Origin of the sequence: Mesorhizobium sp. 2RAF45 (assembly GCF_052115225.1) — a bacterium.
In the GTDB taxonomy this organism is placed as follows: Bacteria; Pseudomonadota; Alphaproteobacteria; order Rhizobiales; family Rhizobiaceae; genus Mesorhizobium; species Mesorhizobium jarvisii.
The window spans coordinates 88321-111238 of sequence record NZ_JBFRGG010000004.1 but is presented as its reverse complement, the minus strand read 5'-3'; the positions used below and the strand labels follow the sequence as shown (position 1 = coordinate 111238).

Genomic DNA, 22918 nt, shown 5'->3' with positions numbered 1-22918 from the left:
CGCGAAGCGAGGTCAGATGAGGGGTGTTCCAGCTTGGCAAGGACGGCGATCCGGCACGCACCCCTCCTCCGTCTCGGCGCTGCGCGCCGATCCACCTTCTCCCACAAGGGGAGAAGGGAAGGCGCCGTCACCGCCTCGCGCATATGTGTCGAGTTCATCATCAATTCCCCGCCTGTTGCTGCGGCAAGAGATAGCCTGATGTCGAGCGGGCCAGCACCAGATAGCGCGCGGCGACGGCCTTGACCTCGTCCGCAGTGACCTTGCGGATGCGGTCCGGCCATTGCTGAACATCCTGCACGTTGCCGCCGGTGGCCAGCGTCGAGCCATAGATTTCGGCCATGGAGTCCTGCTTGTCGCGGGCAAAGACCATCGACCTGATATAGCGGTCCTTGGCCTTTTCCAGCTCATCCGGCGTGACGCCGCCGCTGGCGATGCGCGCCACCTCCGCATCGACCGCGGCCTCGACGTCGGCCAGCTTGGCGTCGCCGCGCGGCGCGCCATAGACGGTGAAATTGGTGTCGTCGAGCATGGTGCCCTGGAAATACGCGCCGGCATTGGAAGCGATGCCTTGCTTGACCACCAGCGCCTGGTAGAGCCGGCTGCGGTTGCCGCCGCCGAGGATCTCGGCCAAGAGGTCGAGCGCCTCGGCCTCGCCCGGCTTGGCGGTGTGGTAGGACGGCACCACCCATTGCGTCGAGAAACTCGGCACGCTGACGCGGGCGTCGGTGAGCGTGACCGTGCGCTTGGTGTTCTGCTCCGGCTCGACCGGGCGGATGCGCGGCGGCAGGTCCGGCCCGCGCGCCACCTTGCCATAGGTCTTTTCGGCCAACGCCTTGACCGTCTCCGGCTCGACATCGCCGGCCACGATCAGGACGGCGTTGTTGGGCCGGTAGTATTTGTCATAGAAAGCGACGGCGTCGGTGCGGTTGAGCTGCTCCATCTCCTGCATCCAGCCGATGACCGGAATGCGATAGGGCTGGTTCTGCCACAGCGTGGCATCGACTTCCTCGTCGAGCACCGCCTGCGGATTGTTGTCGATGCGCGAGCGGCGCTCTTCCAGGATGACGTCGCGCTCGGTCTTGATGACGTCGTCGGTGAGGATGAGGTTGCGCATGCGGTCGGCCTCGAAACCCATCATCTGCTCAAGCGCCGAGGGCGCCACCGTCTCGTGGAAAGCGGTGTAGTCGTAGGAGGTGAAGGCGTTGTTGGAGCCGCCAATGTCGGAGACGGCGCGGTCGAACTCGCCGGAGGCGTGATTTGTCGTCGCCTTGAACATCAGATGCTCGAAGAAATGGGCGATGCCGGATTTGCCGGGCGGCTCGTCGGCGCTGCCGATCTTGTACCAGACCATATGGGTGACGATCGGCGCGCGATGGTCGGGAATGACGACCACCTCCATGCCGTTATCGAGCAGGAAATCCGTCACCTTGAATTCGGCCGGCGTCTTGTCGGGCGACGCGCTGCTGTCGGCCAGCACGGGGCCGGTGAGCGTGAAGGCCAGCGAGGTTGCCAGCAGTGTCGTCCGCAGCCATTCAGCCCTGGATGTCATCAATGGCTCCGGTTTTCTCTTCAAGACGATAGGCAAGGTGCTGGCGACAAGCAAAGTGATTTGTTGTTGCCGGCAAAGGCGGCGGCAAAGAGGCCACCGCTCGATGCAGGCGTGTCACGCAGCCTCGATGAAGCGGATGATGGTCTCGCCATAGTTGCGCTCGTCCAGCACCGAAAAGCCGGGACCCGGCTCGAAGGGAGCCGCCGCCGTCTCCTCGACCACGCAGAGCGCGCCGGGGCGCAGCCAGCCGCCGGCTCTGGCAGACTGCAGCGCGCGCTCGCCCAGCCCCTTGCCGTAGGGCGGGTCGGCGAAGACCAGGCCGAACGGCGCCAGCGTGCCCGCCTCGCCAAGGCCGGTGGCGTCGCGGCGAAAGATCTTGGTGCGTCCGGTCAGGCCGAAGGCCTCGACATTGTCGCGGATCAGGCCGCGGCCTTCGGCCGATTCCTCGATGAAGACGCCATAGGATGCGCCGCGCGACAGCGCTTCCAGACCAAGCGCCCCGGTGCCGGCGAACAGGTCCAGGACGCGCGCGCCGTCCAGCTGTTCGGCAAAGCGATGCGCCAGCACGTTGAAGACGGCCTCGCGGGTGCGGTCGGTCGTCGGACGGATGGCGCTGCTGCGGGGCGTCGCCAGCGGACGCCCACGAAACTCACCGCCGACGATCCTCATCTTGTGCGGGGACCCTTGGGACCGCCACGCGGCCGTTCACCGCCAGCCGGACGCTCGCCACGCGGCTTGACGAACGGCTTTGCGCCGCCTGGTTTGCCAGCGGGCTTGCCATAGGACGGCTTGAACGAGGCCTTGCGCGCCTTGGCCTCCGCCGCCTTGGCGGCGTCGGCTTCCGCCCTGCCCTTGCCGATCGGCCGGGCCCCTGGCGCCATCCAGACATTGGCCTTGCGCTGGCCGGGCGGCTCTATCGGCCGCTGCTCGCGCTCGGATTTCTTGCCGCCAAAACCGCCACGAGGCTTGTCGCCGAAGCCACCGCGCGGTTTGTCGCCGAAACTGCCACGTGGCTTGTCGCCAAAGCCGCCGCGTTCGGGCCGGGACCCGCGTTCGCCAAAGCTCTTTTCCGGCCTCTCGCCTCTGTCGGGACTGGTCGACAGCTTGCCGAGCGCCTCGTCGCGGCTGCCTTCGCGGCGCTTGCGGTTCTTGATCAACCCGCCCTCGCCGATCGGCCGGCGCTCGCCGTCGCGCGTGAATTTCGGCCGCTCGGGTTCCGGCTCGCGAACTTCAGTGCGCCGCACCGGCTTGTTGGAGAACGGTTTTGCTATCTCTGCGTCGAAATTGGCGCCGGACTCCTCCACCAGGCGCTCGCCAAGCTGGTCGCGCAGCACGCGGCCCTTGATCTCCAGCACATGGCCCTCGGGAAGATCCTCGAGCTGGAACGGCCCATAGGAAATGCGGATCAGCCGAGTCACGTCGAGACCGAGCGCGCCGAGGATGTTCTTCACTTCGCGGTTCTTGCCTTCGCGCAGGCCGATCGTCAGCCAGGCATTGGAGCCCTGCTCGCGGTCGAGGCTGGCTTCGATGGCACCGTAGAAGACGCCATCGACGGCAATGCCTTCGCGCAGACCGGCAAGCGCGCTTTCCTCGACCTTGCCGTGGACGCGCACGCGGTAGCGGCGCAGCCAGCCTGTGGCCGGCAGTTCGAGCACGCGCGACAGGCCGCCATCATTGGTCAGCAGCAGCAGGCCTTCGGTGTTGATGTCGAGGCGGCCAATGGTCATCAGCCGCGGCAATTCGGCCGGCAGCACGTCGAAAACGGTCTTGCGGCCTTCGGGGTCACGGTTGGTGGTGACGACGCCGGCCGGCTTGTGGAACAGGAACAGGCGCGTGCGTTCGATCGGCGGGATCTCCATGCCGTCGAGATGGATGATATCGCCAGGCATCACATTGAAGGCCGGCGAAGTCAGAGCGCGGCCGTTGACCTTGACGCGGCCGGCGGCGATCAATTCCTCGGCGTCGCGGCGCGAAGCAAGCCCAGCGCGCGCCAGCCGCTTGGCGATGCGCTCGCTGGCCTCTTCCGTGGCCTCCGCGGGACGCGGGCGCGGCTTGAAGCCGGCCGATGCCCCTTGGGGCCGATCGCTGAAATCACGCTTGGGGCGGTCACCGCCAAAGTCACGCTTTGGGCGGTCGGCAAAGTCACGCTTCGGGCGATCGCCGAAATCACGCTTGGGACGGTCGAAACGCTTTTCGCCGCCCTCCGCCGATGCGGCAACCGGACGATCGCCGCGCGGCGCATATGGCTTGCGCGGCCCTTCGCGCTTCTCGTAGGGCTTGCGCTCGCCTTCAGCCGCCATGGGACGGTCGCCGCGCGGCGCATAGGGTTTGCGCGGGCCTTCGCGCTTCTCATACGGCTTGCGCTCGCCTTCAGCCGCCATGGGCCGATCGCCGCGCGGCGCATAGGGTTTGCGCGATCCTTCGCGCTTTTCATAGGGCTTGCGTTCGCCTTCGGCCGCCGTCGGACGGTCGCCGCGCGGCGCATAGGGTTTGCGCGGTCCTTCGCGCTTCTCGTAGGGCTTGCGCTCGCCCTCAGCCGCCGTCGATCGATCGCCACGCGGTGCGTAAGGCTTACGTGGGCCTTTGCTGAATGGCTTGTCGCCGCCCTTGAAGTCGCGCTTCGGCCGTTCGCCCTCGACGGCCATCGGCCGATCGCCGCGCGGCGCATAGGGTTTCTTGGCGCCGAAGGATGGCTTCCTGTCGCCTCGCGGAGCCGCAGGTTTCTTGCCCGGGCCTTTTTGGCGCGGAGATTTCTTGTCGTTGTCGTCCATGTGGCCTTTGTCCGTTTGCGCTGCTACAGCGTGGCGCATCCTTTCGGGCGCGCAACGAACGCTGTAGCACTTTGATTTGGCGCATGATCTTTTCCGAAAATCGAGTCCGATTTTCGGGTTGATGCGCTCCATAACAGGATCGCGGGAGTTTGTCAGGGAAAAGTGGGAACCGGTTTTCCCGGGAAGACAAACGAAAACCAAAAGCCAGGAGTGGCGAGGAGATAATCGGAATGGAAACCGCGTGAAGCGGCCGGATTTCATGGCGCTGGCGCTTGAGGAGGCCGAAGCGGCAGCCTTGCGCGGCGAAGTGCCGGTCGGCGCCGTCGTCGCCAACGGCAGCACCGTCGTTGCAAAAGCCGGCAACCGCACCCGCGAGCTTGCCGACCCGACTGCGCATGCCGAGATGCTGGTCATCCGCGAAGCCTGCGGCAAACTCTCAAGCGAGCGGCTCACCGGCCACGATCTCTATGTGACGCTGGAACCTTGTGCCATGTGCGCCGGCGCCATCGCCTTCGCCAGGCTACGCCGTCTCTACTTCGGCGCCGCCGACGAAAAGGGCGGTGCGGTGGTCAATGGCGTGCGCTTCTTCGCCTCGCCGACCTGCCACCACACGCCCGACATCTATCCGGGTATGGGCGAGACCGAGGCTGCCCTGCTGCTGAAGGATTTTTTCAAGGAACGTCGCGACTGAACCGCGCCGTTCCGCCCGAAAGGGCAGCGTGGCCGTTCTCAGGCTCTTTGTCTTGACGCAACTCCGTAGTGAAAGCGCTACGCGCTTTTCCCGGGAAAACCGCTTCACACTTTTCCTGGAATTACTCTTACAGGGACGGCAACCAGTCGAACCAGCCGGACTTCTTGCCTTCCGCCTCTTTCTTCAGGCGGCGTTCCTTCTTGTATTCGTCCTCGCCGAGTTCGTTCTGCGGCGCGGTGCCGGCCGCGACACGATAGGCCAATGGCGGCTCGCTCAGATATCTGCGGGTATTGGGGTCGCCCTGCTTGCTCGCGGCAAGACGACGCTGGATCTCGGCGGCGCGGCCCTTGTCGGAATCAGCGGGTGTCCAGGCCGGCGGGTGGCTGGAGCCTGAATCCGCCATCGCCTTCTTGACCGAGGCCGGATCGGTCTGCACATCGTCGACGATCTCAGCCTGATAGTTCGGATCATTCTGGTGGGCGGTGGCGTCGGCGCGCAGGCGCGCGCGGCGTTGCTCGGGCGATTCGGGCCATTCGGCGCTTGCCGTCTCGATGCTTTCCTGAGGCGCAGGCAGCGCTTCCTTCTGTCCGGGAGCGGGTTTCACCAAGGTGGGGCGTGGCTTGTAGTCGATCGGATCCTTGCGCTTCGGCGCGAAGGAAACGGCGCCGGTGAGATCGCCGGCCAGCTGTTCGGCAGCGGTCTTGTCGGTGCCATAGGTCGGAGAACCCATGCAGCCGGATAGAGCGAGGCCCGATGCGACAAGCGGCGCCAGCAGCGCAAGGCGCGCCTTATATCTCTCGGTCATGCCAAAAAGTCCCACTCTAGACAGCCTCTCGATCGCCACCAGTCTTGTGACCGGTCCCCATCGTCCAAGCACTTGCGACGGAAATCCGGCGACAATTTGTCTTCCGGAGTTTCGCGTGTTTACCTCAACCGCTCGTTAAGGGCAACGCACGGGCGGATTTGCACCGCCCGGCGTGGCATTTGTGCACTATTGATCGCGCGGCAAAGTTTCGGGCGACATGCACCTAGAGCCGGCCGAGCGCCTTCAGCTCATGCAGCACGGTGGCATCACGCGCGGAGACATCGGGAAAGGCAGGATCCTGCCCGACATCGGCCGTGTAGCGCCAGGAACGCGCGCATTTGACCAGGCCGCGGTCCTCGGCTTTCTCGACCACCACGGCGACGCCCTTGACATCGTCGAGGGTGAAGGCGCCTTCCGGCGCCTGGCCATGGGCAATGACGAGATCGCTGGTGATCGCCATCTCGGCCATGTCGACGTCCGATATCGCCGCTTCGAGCGCTGCGTCGTTGATGGTGACGACCGGCACCGCTTCCAGTGAGGAGCCGATCACCTTCTGGGCACGCGCGATCTCGAGCGCGCCGGTGACGACGCGGCGCACCTGCCGCACCTTGCGCCACTTTTCCGCCAGCGCCTCATTCTTCCAATCCGCCGGAATTTCCGGGAACTGGTCGAGATGCACCGAAACGGCATCGGGATGACGGTCGAGCCAAGCCTCTTCCATGGTGAAGGGCAGCATCGGCGCCAGCCATTTCACCAGGCAGTCGAAAAGATTGCGCACTACCTGCACCGAGGCCTTGCGCTTCACGCTTGACGGTCCGTCGCAGTAGAGCGCGTCCTTGCGGATGTCGAAATAGAAGGCCGACAGCTCGACCACCATGAAATCGATGAGCGCGCGGGTGATGCGCTTGAACTCGAAGGCGTCGTAGCCCTGGCGCACCACCTCGTCGAGTTCGGCCAGCCGATGCAGCATCAGCCGCTCAAGCTCCGGCATCGCTTCCAGCGGCACGGTCTCGCCATCGTCATGGGCGAGCGTGCCCAGCATCCAGCGAATGGTGTTGCGCAGCTTGCGGTAGGCGTCGATATTGGTCTGCAGCACGTTCTTGCCGAGCCGCTGGTCTTCCCAATAATCCGTCGTCACCACCCATAGGCGCAATATGTCGGCGCCCGACTGCTTGATGACGTCCTGCGGCACCACCGTGTTGCCGAGCGATTTCGACATCTTGCGTCCGTCCTCGTCCATGGTGAAGCCATGGGTGACGACGGTGTCATAAGGCGCCCTGCCCCTGGTGCCGCAGCTTTCGAGCAGCGAAGAGTGGAACCAGCCGCGATGCTGGTCGGACCCTTCGAGATAGACGTCGGCCGGCCATTTCAGGTCAGGGCGATCCTCCAGCGTGAAAACATGCGTCGAGCCCGAATCGAACCAGACGTCGAGGATGTCCATCACCTGCTTCCATTTGGACGCATCGTGATTACCGAGGAAGCGTTCCTTGGCGCCGGCGGCGAACCAGGCGTCGGCGCCCTCTTCCTCGAAAGCGTCCATGATGCGCTGGTTGACCGCCGCGTCCTTCAGAACGTTGCCGTCCTCATCGGCAAAGACGGCGATCGGCACGCCCCAGGCGCGCTGGCGCGACAGCACCCAGTCGGGGCGCTCCTCGATCATGGCGCGGATGCGGTTCTGGCCCGCAGCCGGCACGAAGCGCGTGTCGTCGATGGCCTTCAAGGCGCGGCTGCGCAGTGTCGTGCCGTCGCCGAGGTCCTTGTCCATGTAGACGAACCATTGCGGCGTGTTGCGGAAAATCACCGGCTTCTTCGACCGCCAGGAATGCGGGTAGCTGTGCTTCAGGCGGCCGCGCGCGAAGAGCGCGTTGCGCTTGATCAGCTCGTCGATCACGGCCTGGTTGGCGTTGCCCTTCTTGCCATTGTCGTCGATGACACGCGCGGCCCCGCCCTCGCGATCCGGGCCGAAGCCTGGCGCGTCCCTGGTGAAGAAGCCGGCATCGTCGACAGTAAAGGGGATCACGGTGTCGATGCCACGCGTGCGCAGCTGGGGTGCGGCGTCCATCCAGGCGTCAAAATCCTCGCGCCCATGGCCAGGCGCGGTGTGGACGAAGCCGGTGCCGGCATCGTCGGTCACATGATCGCCCGCAACCATCGGCACCGGGAACTCGTAACCGCCGCCGAGACCCTTGAACGGGTGTGAAAGCACAAGATTTCCAAGCTGTTCGGCGCTGACATCGTGAAGGCGCTTCAAGGTGACCTTGGCCTTGGCCTGGCTTTCCTCGGCCAGCGCGTCGGCGAAGATCAGCTTCTCACCCGGCTGCGGGCCAAAGGCATTCTCGGCCGCCGTCACCTCATAGAGCCCGTAGGCGACGCGCGGCGAATAGCTGACGGCGCGGTTGCCCGGGATGGTCCAGGGCGTCGTGGTCCAGATGACGACATGGGCGTCCAGCAGATCCAGCGACCGTCCGCTCAGGTCTGGATTGAGCTCCGCCGGCTGCCCGTCCACGACATTGGCGACGACAAGATTGGCCACCGGAAACTTCGCCCAGATCGTGTCTGACTCATAGTCCTGATACTCGATCTCGGCTTCGGCCAATGCGGTGCGCTCGACAACGCTCCACATCACCGGCTTCGAGCCGCGATAGAGCTGGCCCGACAGGGCGAATTTCAACAGTTCGCCGGCGATGCGCGCCTCGGCATGGAAAGCCATCGTCGTATAGGGATTCTTGAAGTCGCCGATGACGCCAAGCCGCTGGAACTCGCCACCCTGCACCGTGATCCAGTGCGCGGCGAACTCACGGCATTCCTTGCGGAATTCGTTGACCGGCACCTCGTCCTTGTTCTTGCCCTTGGCGCGGTACTGCTCCTCTATCTTCCACTCGATCGGCAGGCCGTGGCAGTCCCAGCCAGGCACGTAGTTCGAATCATAGCCGCGCATCTGGAAAGAGCGGGTGATGACGTCCTTTAGGATCTTGTTCAGCGCATGGCCGATGTGGATATTGCCGTTGGCGTAGGGCGGGCCGTCATGCAGCACATATTTCGTGCGGCCGGCGGCACTCTCACGCAGCTTGGCGTAGAGGTCCATGTCCTGCCAGCGCTTGACCAGCACCGGCTCCTTCTCAGGCAGGCCGGCGCGCATCGGGAAATCCGTCTGCGGCAAATAAAGCGTCTTGGAATAGTCGATCGTTTCAACAGTGTCGGTCATTGATCTGCCATCTGCGTAGCCCGTCGGCACAAAGCCGGGCGTTGAAGTCTTTGATTGACGCACATCGTTCCCAAAACCGGACCCACTTTTGGGCGATATGCGTCGATGTTCTGAAAAAGCGCGAGGGCGCGCGCGAAACTCCCGGCGGTTCCGGCGGCGCTCAGGCCACCTGGAACACCGGGCCAGTAATTCGTATCGCGATCGCGAAAAGGCGCGAAAAGCTCATCATGGCGTGGCTTTTAGCGGAGATGGACGCAGGAATAAAGCGTCTCGTTCGATTCGCCTACATCTTGAAGTCGAAGCGATAGGTGGTCGACACACCGACCATGAACTGGTTGCGGTCGCCGCGCTCCCTGACCAGGCTGGAATCGGCTGCCGGCCCCTCCAGGCGCGAATATTCGCCGAACAGGCTGGCTGTCATCGGATCGGTTACCTTCCAGGTCACCGCGCCGCCCAGGCCGACGGATTTCAGGCCGCCACCGGGATTATACTGGCTCAGGCCCGAGGCCACGGCTTCCTGCGCGTTGACGCCATAATAGGCGTCGAAATAGTTTGCCGAAGCAAAGGACACGCGCGGGCCGCCCGAAATCCTGACCGTTGGCGTCACATCGTAGAAGGCGTCGGCGGCGATATCGGCGACAAAGCCGTTATGGGCACGGATGCCATGACGCAATTCGGCGCGCGCGCGCATCCAGTCCGTCGGATAGAATTCGAAGAAGCCGCCGACTTCGCCACCCCAGCGCACCGGATCGAGTCCCTCGAGTTCGTCGTCGCTGCTGCGCGAAAACAGGAACTTGCCGGTCAGGCCGGCGCGGACTCCGCCATCATCGACCAGCGCCAGCGAAATATTGTCATTGCGCGAGGTGAAGCGAGCCTGGGGACCGGCCTTGCCCAGGGAGATGATGGGCTGGGCGCTGAGCATGTATTTCTTGCCGCCCTCGAAATTCGGCGCGACCATGCCCGTGGCGCCAACCGTCAGGTACCAGTCGCCGGACAGCCAGCCGAAGGGGCCGTCGCCGGCCTCGGCGGCGGAAGCGCCCAGCAAGGAGGCCGTCAGAAGCAGCGGAATCGCTCGGACAATACGCATCGATACCCCATACGCGAAACACGCCGGAACAAACACCCGGCATCGCTCAAGCCATGGCGCCAGTTCGGTAAAATTTGACTTAACATCCGTAACAGTTGCGTCGGCCAACCGTGTGTCCGGCCGCGCCGGATCAGACGCGGCGCGGCGCGGTCGGCAGGTCCAGCAGCCCTCTCACGGCCTTGCTGCCCTTGCCGGCAATGCGGGCCGATCCGTCGTCACCCACCTCCACCGTTGCACCGTTGGCAAAGCTTAGCGACCAGCCGTCGCCCTCGGCGTTACGGCGGCGGTCGGTAAGCTCGATGCCGGCAGCGGTGACAAGGGCGACGATCCCGTCAGCGTTCATCGTTTTCCTACCGACACGGGCGTTCACTTGAGGTCGAGCCCGGCGGTAAGATCGCCGAGCGGTGGTTCGCCATGCGCGGCGACGGCCCTGTCGCGAACCACGATGCCGTGCAGCACCGGCAGTTCGAAGCGCTCGGTGATGAAGCGCAGGATCGAAGTCGTGTCATAGGGCGTCTGATCGACATAGCCGTGCTTGGCGAAGGGCGAAACGATGATGGCGGGGACGCGTGTGCCCGGCCCCCAGCGGTCGCCCTTGGGCGGAGGGACGTGATCCCAGATGCCGCCATTCTCGTCATAGGTGACGACGACCAGCATATGCGGCCATTGCGGGCTTTTCTCCAGATGGGCGACGACGTCGGCGATATGGCGATCTCCGGCCTCGATGTCTGCATAGCCGGAATGCTCGTTGAGATTGCCCTGCGGCTTGTAGAAGGAGACCTGTGGCAGGGCGCCGTCGTCGATCGCCTGGATGAAGCTAACGCCGCCCAGCCCACCGTCGCGCAAATGTTCGCGCCTGGCTTCGGTACCCGGCGCGTAATTGGCATAATAGTTGAACGGTTGGTGGTGGTACTGGAAATTCGGAACCGGCGACTTGTTGCCATGGTCGAGCGTGTACTGCCAGGCGCCCGAATACCATGCCCAGGTGATGTGCTTTAGGCTAAGCATGTCGCCGATGGTCGGCTCCGTCTGGGGCGGCAGCGTGGTGGGCTTGGCCGGATCCGCAAGGAGCGGATCGCCGCCAGGCGCCGGATCGGTGCCGCTCGGCTGGTAAGGCGGCTGCATCGTGTTCACCGCATGGAAGTCCGGCGTCAGATTGCCATCGGAGACAAATTTCGGAATGCCGTCGCGCGCCGATTTCGGCGAATTGTCGGCGATCTTCAGCGCTGTGCCGCTATCATCCGTCACCGAAATCGACGGTTTGGCCGGGCTTTTGTCGGCATCGGCGTAGTAAGGCGCGCAAGCGCAGATCAGCCATTGGTGGTTGAAAAACGAGCCGCCGAACCCACCCATGAAGAAATGATCGGCCAGCACGTATTTCTGCGCAACCGCCCACATGTCGGTCTTGGAGGCGTCCCAGTTGCTCATCGGCATGGCGCCTGAATCGGCCCAGGCAACGAACATGTCGTTCTTGCCGCCGTTGATCTGCATCTGGTTCTGGTAGTAGCGATGCCAGAGATCGTGCGTTGTGACGCTGAGCGGAACGTTGAAACCCTTTGCGTCGTTCACGGTGAACGGCGCATTTGGAAGGTGCTCGGTCATCGCCTGCGTCACCGGCGGCGTGACGCCCTTGGCGGTCAGCCCGTCCCACACCGGCGGCAGTTCGGACAGCACCGAGCCGTCACGGTCGCGCTGCTGCAGGCTTTCCTGGCTGGCTTTGTCGATGCCTTCGGCACCGGGAAAACGGCCATAGAGATTGTCGAAGGCGCGGTTCTCGGCGAAGATGACGACCACCGTTTCTATCTTCGTGATGCCATCCGGCGGATCGCCGGGCTGCGCTGCGAATGCGGAAGCCGCATTGGCAGCGAACAGGGCGAAAGTTGAGGAAAACAGGGCGAGCCCATGGGATCGCTTCATTGTCATACCTCCCTGATGCAAAGCGGGATGACACCAGCTTCGCCGCGCCTTTGCAATAGCCACCGCGCTGGACGGGTAGTGCCATTGGGATTACCTTCCTTCAACCGCAGGATGCGCGGCCAGATGTGGAGGGAGATGGATCATGACCTTGCACGGCGATACACTGAAGAACGCGGTCGGCCAGACGCGGGAAAAGTGGGGGTGGTTTGTTGGTCTGGGCGTGGTGCTGCTGATCCTCGGCGGCATTGCTTTCGGCAATCTGTTCATCGCCACAGTTGCTTCCGTCTATGTCGTCGGCTGGCTGATGCTGGTGGCCGGCATCATCGAGATCATGCATGCTTTCGGGGTCAAGACCTGGGGCCGCTTCTTCTACTGGCTGCTCAGCGGGCTGCTTTATGCGGTCGCCGGATTTTTCGCTTTCGACAATCCGCTGCTGGCCTCGGCGGTGCTGACCTTCCTGCTGGCCGTTGCGCTCGTCGCTTCCGGCGCGCTGCGGGCCTGGGTCGGCTACAGCCACCGTCCGGAACAGGGCTGGGGCTGGATCGTCGCGGCAGGCCTCATCAGCGTGCTTGCCGGCCTGATCATCGCCATGGGGTGGCCGGTCAACAGCCTGTGGGTGCTCGGACTGTTCCTGGCGATCGACCTGATCTTCCAGGGCTGGACCTTCATCGCGGTCGGCCTGGCGTTGAAAAAGTAAGTCAGAAGGCAATCGCCGCGTCGAGCTGCGAAAGCGGCTTGACGCCGGCAAGCAGCGCCCGGGCCTCGGCTTCATCGCGCTTCATCTGCACCACCAATCCATCGAGGCCGTCGAATTTGATCTCGCTGCGCAGGAAGCCGAAGAACGAGACCTCGCAGGTCTCGCCGTAGAGATCGCCGGAAAAATCGAAGACAAAGGTTTCCAGAAGCGGTGCGCCATTGTCGTCAACGGTCGGGCGGCGGCCGAAGCTGGCGACGCCGTCATGCAGCGTGCCGTCGGCGCGGCGGAAGCGGACGGCATAAATCCCTTCCTTCAGAGTCGCTTCCGGTGAAAGCCTCATGTTGGCGGTGGGAAAGCCCAGCGTGCGGCCGAGCTGCTGCCCGCCGATCACTTCGGCCTCGACCGTGAACCGATAACCCAGCAGACCGGCGGCCTCGACTACCTCGCCATCGCAGAGCAGGGCCCGGATCCGGCTCGACGAAACTACCTCGGCGCCCTCGTCGCGAAAAGCGTCGACGAGCGTGACGCCAAAGCCATGGCGCTCGCCGGCTGCCATCAGATAGGCCGGTCCGCCCTGGCGGTCCTTGCCGAAATGGAAATCGAAGCCGGTCACGGCGTGGGTGATGCCGAGCGTCCTCTCCAGTACGTCGGTGACGAAGGCTTCCGCCGACAGCGCCGCGAAGTCGCGCGTGAACGGCTGCTCGACGAGCGCGGCAAAACCCAGCAAGGACAAGAGCCGCGCCTTCATCGGCGGCGGCGTCAGCACGAACAGCGGCATGTCGGGTCTGAAGACCTTTCGCGGGTGCGGTTCGAAGCTCAGCACCAGGGCCGGCACTTCGCGCCGCACAGCCTCGGCCAGCGCCCGTTCGAGCACCGCCTGATGACCACGGTGGACGCCATCGAAATTGCCGATCGCGACAACGCCGTCACGCAGATCGGCAGGCAGCGGCGCGGTCGCGGTGAGATGCTGGAAGCCTACCATTGCCACCTACTGCAGTCTGACCATGACGGCCACGGGACGATAGCCGTGCCGCTCCAGAAAGAGCCCGAGCTTGGCCGGATCCGGCCGGGATGCATCGCCATAGTCGCGGGCATGGATGCCGCCGGAAACATAGAGAACGTTGAAACCATTGTCGGCCGCCCCCTTCACATCGGTCATCACCCCATCGCCGATGGCCAATACCCGAGAGCGCTCGACCGGCCGGCCAAGCACCTCCGCCACCTCCTTCATCGCAAGATCGTAGATCGGCGCGTAGGGCTTTCCGGCGATCAGCGTGCGGCCGCCAAGCTGGGCATAGTCGCGCGCCAGCGCGCCGGCGCACCAGATGATGCGTTCGCCACGCTCGACCATGATATCGGGATTGGCGCAGATGAATGGCAGGTTCCTGGCACGCAACCGGCGCAGAAGGTCGGCATAATCCTCAGGCTTCTCGACCTCGTCATCGAACAGGCCGGTGCACACGACACCGGCGGCCTCGAATTCCTCGACGAGGTCGACATCGAGGCCGTCATAGAGCGTCAGATCGCGGTCGGCGCCGATATGGAAGATCTTGCGTGGGCCTTCCGCGATCAGGTCGCGGGTCACGTCGCCCGAGGTCACCACACGGTCGTACGCTGACGGCGGAACGCCGATCGCACTCATCTGAGCCACGACATCGGCGCTGCGGCGGGGCGAATTGGTGATGAGAACAACGGGAATGCCGGCTGCCCTTGCCCTGGCCAGCGCCACCGCAGCCGCCGGGAAATGCCATTCGCCATTGTGCACCACGCCCCAGACATCGCAAAGAATTGCCGAATAGGCTTTTGAGACGTCTTCAAGCGAGCCGACGATGTCAGGCGAATCCGCCATGCCGTTTCCTTCGATATGAGCGTTGCGAGTGCGGCGGCCGACGGTTCGCCGCAGCGGGTTCGAATTATCCGAACCGATCCGTGCTGTCATCAGCTTTCACCCGGAGATCGACGCGAAGGGCGAACTGTGCGCCCGATCGGGCTATCCGTTGGCACCCAAAGCCACCACTGGACAGCATATGGTTAACGCGCGTTGAAAGGGCGGCTCGACCTTGGACATATTACGGCAACGTGAAATTTAACGATTTATGACACGATCCCCACCGATTATCGATTTGGCGGGGGTATTTTGGAACAATGATCCGGAGATTCGGAAGCGATCGGCGTGGCAATTACGCGCTCATGACCGTCGTCGCCATGGTACCGCTCATGGGTGGCCTGGCAATCGGCGTCGACTATACGGAAATGACGCGGCAGCGACAAAACGCCTTGAACGCCCTGGACGCGGCCGGCGTCGCCACTGCCCAGCAGATCGTTGCCGGCGCCAGCGACACCGATGCCAAGGCCTACGCCAAGAATTTCTTCGAAGCCAATCTCGCGCATATCGATCCAGCCAACACCACGCTCGCCGTGACGCTGCCTAATAACAACGCAGGCGGCGGCACCTTGAAGCTCTGCAGCACCTTGACCTACAAGCCCTACTTCCTGCCGACTGCAAAAGTGCTGGTGGGTGGCAGCGCCGCCAACAGCGACATCAGCTTCGGCGCATGCTCCGAAGTCCGACTGAAGAATACGCTGGAAGTGTCGCTGGTGCTCGACAATTCCGGCTCGATGACGGAACTCGGCAAAGGATCAAACAAGGTACGCTTCGACCTTCTCAAGGATGCCGCGAAGCAGCTGGTCGACCAGTTGGCTGGCCAGGCGCAGATGATGAAGCAGGTCACCAACCCGGTCCAGTTCAGCCTCGTTCCCTTCGCCGCATCGGTCAATGTCGGCCCGGGCAACGCTTCGGCATCCTGGATGGACACCACCGGGATTTCGCCGATCCATCACGAGAATTTCGACTGGGCGAGCATGAGTTCGACCTATTCGTCCACCAAGTATGCCCAGAACATCGCCGGCGTCTGGTACGCCAAAGGCAGCGGTTGGGACGCAACCCAGAAGGACCTGCCCCTGACCCGCTTCTCCATCTACAACCAGATGAAGCGCACCGCCACTGCCACCTATGTCGCGCAGTTCAAATGCACCGCCACCTACTCCAATGGCTCATGCAAGACTTGGCAAAGCGGCTACAACTATACCTATGGAAACGTCGCTTCCTGGGGCGGCTGCGTCGAATCTCGACCGTATCCTTACAATGTCAACGACACCGAGGCGGCGACCGGGACGCCGGCGACACTGTTCGTGCCCATGTTCGCGCCCGATGAAACCGATCTCACCGACAGCAACAACCCACCTCGCCCCGGCAACAACAATTGGCTTGCCGACGGGTCGACGGGCACGAGCGCGGTACGTCAGCGCTACATGCCGAAATATTTTACCGACCCGGGCACCACGGTTACTCCAGCCTACGGCATGGATGCCGGCCCCAACACGAGTTGCAGCACGACCGCGATTACGCCTCTGACCGACGTTTCCACGACAACCGGAGCGAACACAGTCAAGGCGGCCATCGACGCCATGGCCGCCGACGGCGCCACCAATGTTCCGGAAGGCATGGCCTGGGGCTGGCGGACCCTTTCCAGCACTGCCCCGTTCACCGAAGGCAGACCCGAGACAGAAAGAGGCAACGACAAGGTTCTGATCGTCCTGACCGATGGTGCGAACACCTATTACACACCAACGTCGGTGACGGCTCAGAGCTACTCTGGAACCAACTGGAACTATGGCGGCAACGATCTGGCGGGCAGCAAGGCCATCTATTCGGCGCTCGGCTACATCGTACCCTTCAGCAACGCCTACACCTATGGTCGGATGTTCCTTGGCACCAGCAACAGCGTCAGCAAGACCGACTATTCCAACGCCAACTACACCAAGGCGATGAACGAGTACTTCACCACGCTGTGCAGCAACGCCAAGGCCGCCAACATCATGGTCATGACCATTGCGCTCGACCTCGATGCCACCAAGACGGCGGAAAAAACACAGATGGATGCGCTGAAAGCCTGTTCGTCGGATTCCCGCTTCAGCAAGGATCCGACCGATCCGAGCAAGCCGATGAAACTGTTCTGGAATTCGACCGGAGCGACACTCTCCGACGATTTCAAGGCGATCGGCAATGAACTGTCCAACCTGCGCATCGTCAGCTGATCGCCAAACTGCGAACGCCCTGCCCCGACAGGGCGTTTGCCTTAGACCGGATCGGGGCCGCAGGCTTGCATTGGTTAGCGGTTGGTGAAGCGTCGACCAAGCAATAGAGCGGTTTCCCAAACCCGACCTTCAGCGTTTTGTGGAAGGCTGGCGTCAATCGAGAATCCGCCGGCGGGGGCCGCTGCAATTCATGCATGAACTTTGGCGTCAGTTCGGCCGCGACCGGCGCGGCAACTATGCTCTTATGACTGTCGTGGCGATGGTACCGCTGATGGGCGGCCTGGCGATCGCGGTCGACTTCACGGAAATGAACCGCGAAAAGCAGATGGTGACGAATGCGCTCGACGCCGCCAACTTCGCCACGGCGCGCCGGCTGACGGAAGGCGCGACCGACGACCAGTTGAAAGCCTATGCGCTCGACTTCTTCAACGCCAACCTGAACGATGTCGATCCGGCCAGCGCGACGCTCAACGTCACCTTGCCCAGCAACACCAGCGGCGGCGGCCTGCTCACGATGACGGCGCAGCTTGCCTACAAGCCATATTTCTATCCTGCCTTCGCCCAGCTCGTCGGCAAATCGGCAACCGATGCGAATCAAAGGATCAACTTCAACGTCACTTCCCAGGTGCGGCTGAAGAACACGCTGGAAGTTGCTCTGGTGCTCGACAATTCCGGATCGATGACCACGCTCGGCACGGGCTCAGGCCAGAAGCGCATCGATCTTCTCAAGACCGCGTCCAAGCAGCTGGTCGACACGCTGGCCCAGCAGGCGGTCATGATCAAGCAGGTCGACAAGCCGGTGCAGTTTGGCCTCGTGCCCTTTGCCGCTTCGGTCAATGTCGGCCCCGCCAATGGCAACGCTTCGTGGATGGACACGGAGGGCCTGTCGCCGGTGTCGAACGAGAATTTCGACTGGTCGACACTGAACGCGGCCAACAAATACGCCCAGCAGACCAACGGCATCTGGTACAAACGCGGCACTGGCTGGGGCAGCGAGGAAGGGCAGATGCTGACCCGATTTTCACTCTACCGGGACATGAAGGTCGTCACCAACCACGAGCGTGTCGTCAACAGCAAGCGGGTGGTTTGCGACGAATACAATTCGAACAACACCTGCAAACGCAGCCACGACGAATATGACTACATCGATTCCTACGGTCCGTTCGCCAGCTGGCAAGGCTGCGTGGAGGCCCGGCCCTATCCCCACAATGTCAACGACGCATCGCCGTCCGGCGGCTCGGCCAACACAGGCATAGGCGTCGGCGATCCGGCAACGATGTTCGTGCCGATGTTCGCTCCGGACGAACCCGGCAATCACTGGAAGCTCACGCAGGATCCCGACGAGGCCGCCCCGGTGACCTACGGCGCGGTGAATAGCTGGTGGAATGACGATCCTACGAGCAGCACCGGCCAATCGCGGCTGCGCAACATGGCCAAATATTTCCAGCCGCGACCGATCGATGCGCCGGCGCTGCCCGCCGGCAACGGCCCGAACTACAGTTGCACCACCAATCCGATCACACCACTGACCGATGTGAGCGTCGCCGATGGGGCCACCGCGATCAAGGCGGCGATCGACCTGATGCAGCCGAATGGCGGCACCAATGTTCCCGAGGGCATGGCGTGGGGCTGGCGGGTGGTCTCAAGCGGCGAACCGTTCACGCAAGGGCGCCGGGAAACGGAAAAAGGCAATGACAAGGTGGTGATCGTGCTGACCGACGGCGCCAACACCTACTACACGCCGTCCTCGCTTGGCTATTCGGACCCCGCCAACTCGAAATCGACCTACGCGTCCTACGGCTATCTCAACCCCGGCTACAACGGCACCTCGATCGGCCGCATGTTCATGGGCACATCGGGCGCCATCGGTCAGTTCGACTATTCAAACGGCAACTACACCAATGCGCTCAACGAACAGATGGCAACGCTTTGCAACAACGCCAAGGCGGCCAACATCATGGTGATGACGGTGGCGCTCGACCTATCGACAAGCCAGGCCAGCGACAAGCTGGCGATCAATGCGCTGAAATCCTGCTCATCGGACTCGCGCTTCCGCAAGGACCCGAGGGATCCGAGCAAACCGGCGAAGCTGTTCTGGAATGCGACCGGCGCCAGCCTGTCGAACGACTTCAAGGAAATCGGCAACGAACTGTCGAACCTGCGGGTGGTCGGCTAAGGCACGCCGCGTCGAAACGGCGCTTTGGGTCCTCCTTATGCATGTCGTTGTCCCGAAACCGGAGGCGCTTTGGAGCGACATGCCGTAACCGCTCCTCTGGCGCAACGCCTGGTGCCGGCAAGCCCTTGCGGGCGCCTGCCGTGACAGGCAGATATTGGCGGCTCGCGGGATCGCATCGCGGGCGTGCTTGGGGACGAACAATGCCCGATACCGCCAACCATATCGCCTTCGCGCTGGTCTGCCTCGGCATGGTGCTGACGCCAGGCCCGAACATGATCTACCTGATCTCGCGCTCGCTGTCGCAAGGGCCGAAGGCGGGACTGATCTCGCTTGGTGGGGTCGCGGTCGGCTTCCTGTTCTATGTGCTGTCGGCGGCGTTCGGCATCACGGCGCTGCTGCTCGCCGTGCCCTATGCCTACGACGCGCTGCGCTTTGCCGGCGTGCTCTATCTGCTGTGGCTTGCCTGGCAAGCGGTGAAGCCGGGCGGACGTTCGCCGTTCCAGGTGCGAGACCTGCCGAAGGACAGGCCGCGCAAGCTGTTCGCCATGGGGCTGATGACCAATCTGCTCAACCCCAAGGTGGCCGTTCTCTATCTGTCGCTGCTGCCGCAATTCATCAGCATCGGCAAAGGCCATGTGCTGTCGCAGCTGTTGGTTCTAGGTGCGACGCAGATCTCGATCAGCCTGACCGTCAATGCCATCATCGCGGTGACGGCCGGTTCGATCGCCACCTTCCTTGCCGGACGGCCATTGTGGCTGGTTATCCAGCGCTGGATGATGGGGGGCGTGCTGACGGCGCTGGCGCTGAAGATGGCGACCGACGCGCAGCGCTGAGTCCCTCCAGCCGGGCATGATCTTTCCCAAAACCGGTTCCGACTTTTGGAGATCATGCTCTAGTCTAGCTACATCGGCCGGCGGATCGGCCGGATCTGTGCCGGCTCGATCACCTTGCGGTAGAGGTGCCAGGTGGCATGGCCCAGGATCGGCATGACCACGGCCAGCCCGGCAAACAGCGGGATCGAGCCGATCACCAGAAGCACGGCAACCAGCAGGCCCCACAGCGCCATCTGCAACGGGTTTGCCATCACCGCCCGGGCCGAGGTTTCGATTGCCGAGACGGCACCGACATCACGGTCGAGCAGCAACGGAAAGGCGATCACCGTTGTGGCCAGCACCACCACGGCAAAGACAAAACCGGCCGCGTTACCAAGCAGGATCAGGGTCCAGCCCTTGCCCGTCGTCAGCACGTCGCGGACAAAGGCGCCGATCGAGGCCGGCGGCTGGTCTCCGAACAGGCTGGTGTAGATCGATTGCGCGGTGAACAGCCACAACAGGAACAGTGCAAACAGCATGATGCCGATGACCGCGATCGACGGCAATGCCGGGGAACGGCGCACGTCCAGTGCATGGCGCCAATTCGTGTTCATGCCGAGTTCGCGCCGGCGGCTGATTTCGTAGAGCCCGATCGCGGCAAAAGGCCCGACCAGGGCAAAGCCCGACATCAAGGGATAGACGAGCTGAATGGCGTTGGAACCCGAGCTCCACTGGGTAAAGATCAGACCGACGATCGGGTAGATCAAACACAGGAACACGTAGTGGGACGGTTTTGCCCAGAAATCCTCGGCGCCGAGCCTGAGCGCATCCCAGAGATCCGCCGTGGTGATGCGGCGCACCGCGGGCTGCACATGCATCCCGTAGGCGTCCGCCATGACATGAAAGCCGGCCATAACCATCCTCCCGTGTGTCGGGGGCGGTCACCGCCGTGATGGCCGCCCGCAGCTGCCACTAGTAGATGTGGCAGCATAGCCGATTTGCCAGGGGTTGTCGCCGAATCGATGGCCTTGGTCAGGTCCTCACGGGATTGTCATCGCCTGCCGGCATAAGCCGGCCGCGCGGAATCTACTGCCGCGCGTTGAAGACCGCCTCGATATGGGCCGTCCGGATCGACGACGAAGGGGGCATAATAATTTGGACCTATGGCGATCAATTGCCGCTGCGCACCCTGAAGACATTGACCTCTACGAAGTTAGTATCTGCGGATAGCCAGCGTACAAGACGACATCAGCCTCACTGTCAGGCGCCGAACGCAACGGCGGCAGCCGACGCAGCCCAGCGTTCGCGCGGGATCCGCTGAAGTCTATTCGGTCTTCGGCGGTACTTCCTTTTTCACGACCGTCTGAGCGTCCGTAGCCTTGGACATGTCAGCCTTCTCGACGCTCGCTGTCGTCGTCTGTGTGTCGACTGACGCCGATACCTTCGAGTGATGATAGGCGCAGTCTGCCGAAGCGGCGGACACGGAGAGGCCCAGTGCGGCAGCGATAGCGAGGAACGTTTTCATCGTCTTTCTCCTCTTTCATTGCTGACGCAGCGTAACCCGCTTGGCCCTGTCCGCAAAATCACATTTGGCCATTCGTCCATTCCGCGGCCGTTGTTCTGTCGGCCATATTGTCAGCCAATGCTTTGGCGTTTCTACGGGTCACGGCGTTCCCGTGGGTGACGTCGGCTGTAGTCGGGCCCCAGGCCCGGGGCGTCACTATCACGAGCCGCCTCGCCTCATTTTTAGAACCTATGCATTTTAGCGATTGCTTACATTTCTCTTAGATATCCCGGGCGTATCACCTGGGCATTGCAAACCTTGGCGGCGGACGATGTTCACATTGAGAGGCTTCTGGTCTTCGAAGCGCGGCAACTTTGCCATGGCGACCGCCATAGCGATGCTGCCGATAATGGTTGTGGTGGCCGGCGCGATCGATCTGACGGGCACGAGTGACGACGCCGCGCAATTGCAGAACTCGCTGGACGCGGCTGGACTTGCCGTCGGCACGAAGTACCTGCCCAGTATGGCCGCGAGTGATGTAGAGGCACTTGGGTTGACATTCTTTTCTGCCAATTTGAGCCTCGCCGACCAGCAGGAATATGCAGACAGCGTCTCGGCTTTTTCGGCAACCGCCAGCGGCGACCCGAGCGCCTATTACATCTCGCTTTCGTCCAGCATCAACCGTCCGAGCTTCATCAATGGCGCGGCCCCATGGCCAGCTCACCGCTCGGCCACGGTCAAGATGAATCCCGGTGCGCAGGCCTGCGTTCTGGCGCTCGATCCACATGCGTCGGCCGCAATAAGCCTGCAGGGCTCGACCGATGTCTCCATGAGCAGTTGCGTCATCGCGGCAAACTCGGATGCGTCCGATGCTGTCAGCAGGGGCGGTTCCGCGCAGATTTCGGCGGGCTGCGTCTCAACTGTCGGCGGCACTTACGGGCTTTCGCCGCCAAGCGCCAATCTCACCTGCGGAGCCCCACTCGAACATCAATATGCATCTTTCGATCCTCTGGGGGACGTCGTTCCTCCCCCTTACACATTGTGCCTGCCGATCCCGAACGGCAGAACCTATACGCTGTCGCCTGGAACCTATTGCGACAAGACGTTGTCGGGAAACATCACGCTCAATCCGGGCGTCTACATCTTCCGTGGCGTCACCCTAAAACCCGGCGGCAACGGCAGCCTGACCGGTCAGGGCGTGACCTTATTCCTCGTGGAGGGCTCACAGATCACTATAAATGCCAATGAACAGGTGAATCTATCACCACCCACCAGCGGTCCCTACGCCGGCATCACCATTTTCGAGAACCGCGGCAACACCTCGGCCCTGACGCTGAATGGCGGTGCAAATTCCGCGATCAGCGGGTTCGTCTATGCGCCGGACGCGGCGATATCCTTTGCCGGCAACTCAGATATGAGCGGTCAGGGCGACTGTCTGAGGCTTGTTGGCTCGACCGTGCAGATGACCGGAAACTCATCCATCAAAACCGACTGCACGGCCGTGTTTGGAAATCGCGAGATGTATGCCAGCCGCCTCATCACGCTTGTGAAATGAGCGGCTAACCCGCATTTCCATCTCAGATTTTACCGCCCTGCCCGGCAAAAG

At 62.9% G+C, this 22918-nt stretch carries 18 protein-coding genes; 6 read left to right on the top strand and 12 right to left on the bottom strand.

Going from position 1 to position 22918, the window contains the following annotated elements:
* Nucleotides 1-160: 160 nt before the first annotated feature.
* The 3 genes from AB4Z43_RS13495 to AB4Z43_RS13485 form a co-directional block, all read right to left on the bottom strand.
* Entirely contained in the window at nt 161-1549 is a 1389-nt protein-coding gene (locus AB4Z43_RS13495; RefSeq protein WP_038646121.1) for a M16 family metallopeptidase, read from the bottom strand.
* 114 nt (nt 1550-1663) lie between these two features.
* The gene (rsmD, locus tag AB4Z43_RS13490; RefSeq protein WP_202360237.1) at nt 1664-2218 is read right to left on the bottom strand and encodes a 16S rRNA (guanine(966)-N(2))-methyltransferase RsmD; all 555 of its coding nucleotides are present in this window, start codon (nt 2216-2218) and stop codon (nt 1664-1666) included.
* On the bottom strand, nt 2215-4320 hold the full coding sequence (locus AB4Z43_RS13485) for a pseudouridine synthase (RefSeq protein WP_441937876.1): 2106 nt from the start codon (nt 4318-4320) through the stop codon (nt 2215-2217). The genes rsmD and AB4Z43_RS13485 overlap by 4 nt, the downstream gene beginning before the upstream one ends.
* A gap of 241 nt (nt 4321-4561) precedes the next feature.
* Here AB4Z43_RS13485 and AB4Z43_RS13480 point away from each other — a divergent pair, with 241 nt between their 5' ends.
* Nucleotides 4562-5011, top strand: a complete 450-nt coding sequence (locus tag AB4Z43_RS13480) for a nucleoside deaminase (protein WP_019857481.1) — start codon at nt 4562-4564, stop codon at nt 5009-5011.
* A gap of 127 nt (nt 5012-5138) precedes the next feature.
* Here the strand turns inward: AB4Z43_RS13480 and AB4Z43_RS13475 are convergent, their stop codons facing one another.
* The 5 genes from AB4Z43_RS13475 to AB4Z43_RS13455 form a co-directional block, all read right to left on the bottom strand.
* A complete protein-coding gene (locus tag AB4Z43_RS13475) occupies nt 5139-5816 on the bottom strand; it encodes a hypothetical protein (RefSeq protein ID WP_027046714.1) in 678 nt (225 codons plus the stop codon).
* A 223-nt stretch (nt 5817-6039) separates the two neighbouring features.
* Nucleotides 6040-9021, bottom strand: coding sequence for an isoleucine--tRNA ligase (ileS, locus tag AB4Z43_RS13470; RefSeq protein ID WP_441937874.1), 2982 nt, complete (start codon nt 9019-9021; stop codon nt 6040-6042).
* Between the two features lie 283 nt (nt 9022-9304).
* Nucleotides 9305-10108 (bottom strand): MipA/OmpV family protein, encoded by an 804-nt coding sequence (locus AB4Z43_RS13465; RefSeq protein ID WP_032929781.1) that lies wholly within the window; start codon nt 10106-10108, stop codon nt 9305-9307.
* 130 nt (nt 10109-10238) lie between these two features.
* Nucleotides 10239-10451, bottom strand: coding sequence for a hypothetical protein (locus AB4Z43_RS13460; protein WP_069091890.1), 213 nt, complete (start codon nt 10449-10451; stop codon nt 10239-10241).
* A 23-nt stretch (nt 10452-10474) separates the two neighbouring features.
* Nucleotides 10475-12031, bottom strand: coding sequence for an acid phosphatase (locus tag AB4Z43_RS13455; protein WP_441937872.1), 1557 nt, complete (start codon nt 12029-12031; stop codon nt 10475-10477).
* Between the two features lie 136 nt (nt 12032-12167).
* On the opposite strand from AB4Z43_RS13455, the gene AB4Z43_RS13450 reads away from it, so the two are divergent.
* On the top strand, nt 12168-12722 hold the full coding sequence (locus AB4Z43_RS13450) for an HdeD family acid-resistance protein (protein ID WP_441937870.1): 555 nt from the start codon (nt 12168-12170) through the stop codon (nt 12720-12722).
* A gap of 1 nt (nt 12723) precedes the next feature.
* Here the strand turns inward: AB4Z43_RS13450 and AB4Z43_RS13445 are convergent, their stop codons facing one another.
* Both AB4Z43_RS13445 and AB4Z43_RS13440 read right to left on the bottom strand, forming a co-directional pair.
* Nucleotides 12724-13704: a bifunctional riboflavin kinase/FAD synthetase gene (locus tag AB4Z43_RS13445; RefSeq protein ID WP_441937868.1), complete on the bottom strand. Its 981-nt coding sequence runs from the start codon at nt 13702-13704 to the stop codon at nt 12724-12726.
* Between the two features lie 6 nt (nt 13705-13710).
* Nucleotides 13711-14571, bottom strand: coding sequence for a TIGR01459 family HAD-type hydrolase (locus AB4Z43_RS13440; RefSeq protein ID WP_441937866.1), 861 nt, complete (start codon nt 14569-14571; stop codon nt 13711-13713).
* Nucleotides 14572-14867: 296 nt separating this feature from the next.
* Between AB4Z43_RS13440 and AB4Z43_RS13435 the strand changes: the two genes are divergently transcribed.
* From AB4Z43_RS13435 to AB4Z43_RS13425, 3 genes are all read left to right on the top strand, one after another.
* Entirely contained in the window at nt 14868-16820 is a 1953-nt protein-coding gene (locus AB4Z43_RS13435; RefSeq protein WP_441937864.1) for a pilus assembly protein TadG-related protein, read from the top strand.
* A 190-nt stretch (nt 16821-17010) separates the two neighbouring features.
* Complete coding sequence (locus tag AB4Z43_RS13430; RefSeq protein WP_441937862.1) at nt 17011-18996, top strand: pilus assembly protein TadG-related protein; 1986 nt, start codon at nt 17011-17013, stop codon at nt 18994-18996.
* 200 nt (nt 18997-19196) lie between these two features.
* Nucleotides 19197-19829, top strand: coding sequence for a LysE family translocator (locus tag AB4Z43_RS13425; RefSeq protein WP_032929773.1), 633 nt, complete (start codon nt 19197-19199; stop codon nt 19827-19829).
* Between the two features lie 68 nt (nt 19830-19897).
* On the opposite strand, the gene AB4Z43_RS13420 is transcribed toward AB4Z43_RS13425, so the two are convergent.
* Together AB4Z43_RS13420 and AB4Z43_RS13415 are read right to left on the bottom strand one after the other, a co-directional pair.
* Entirely contained in the window at nt 19898-20722 is an 825-nt protein-coding gene (locus AB4Z43_RS13420; protein WP_441937860.1) for a DUF2189 domain-containing protein, read from the bottom strand.
* 410 nt (nt 20723-21132) lie between these two features.
* Nucleotides 21133-21333: a hypothetical protein gene (locus AB4Z43_RS13415; RefSeq protein ID WP_019857465.1), complete on the bottom strand. Its 201-nt coding sequence runs from the start codon at nt 21331-21333 to the stop codon at nt 21133-21135.
* Between the two features lie 310 nt (nt 21334-21643).
* Between AB4Z43_RS13415 and AB4Z43_RS13410 the strand changes: the two genes are divergently transcribed.
* Entirely contained in the window at nt 21644-22867 is a 1224-nt protein-coding gene (locus tag AB4Z43_RS13410; RefSeq protein ID WP_069091885.1) for a TadE/TadG family type IV pilus assembly protein, read from the top strand.
* Nucleotides 22868-22918: the final 51 nt, after the last annotated feature.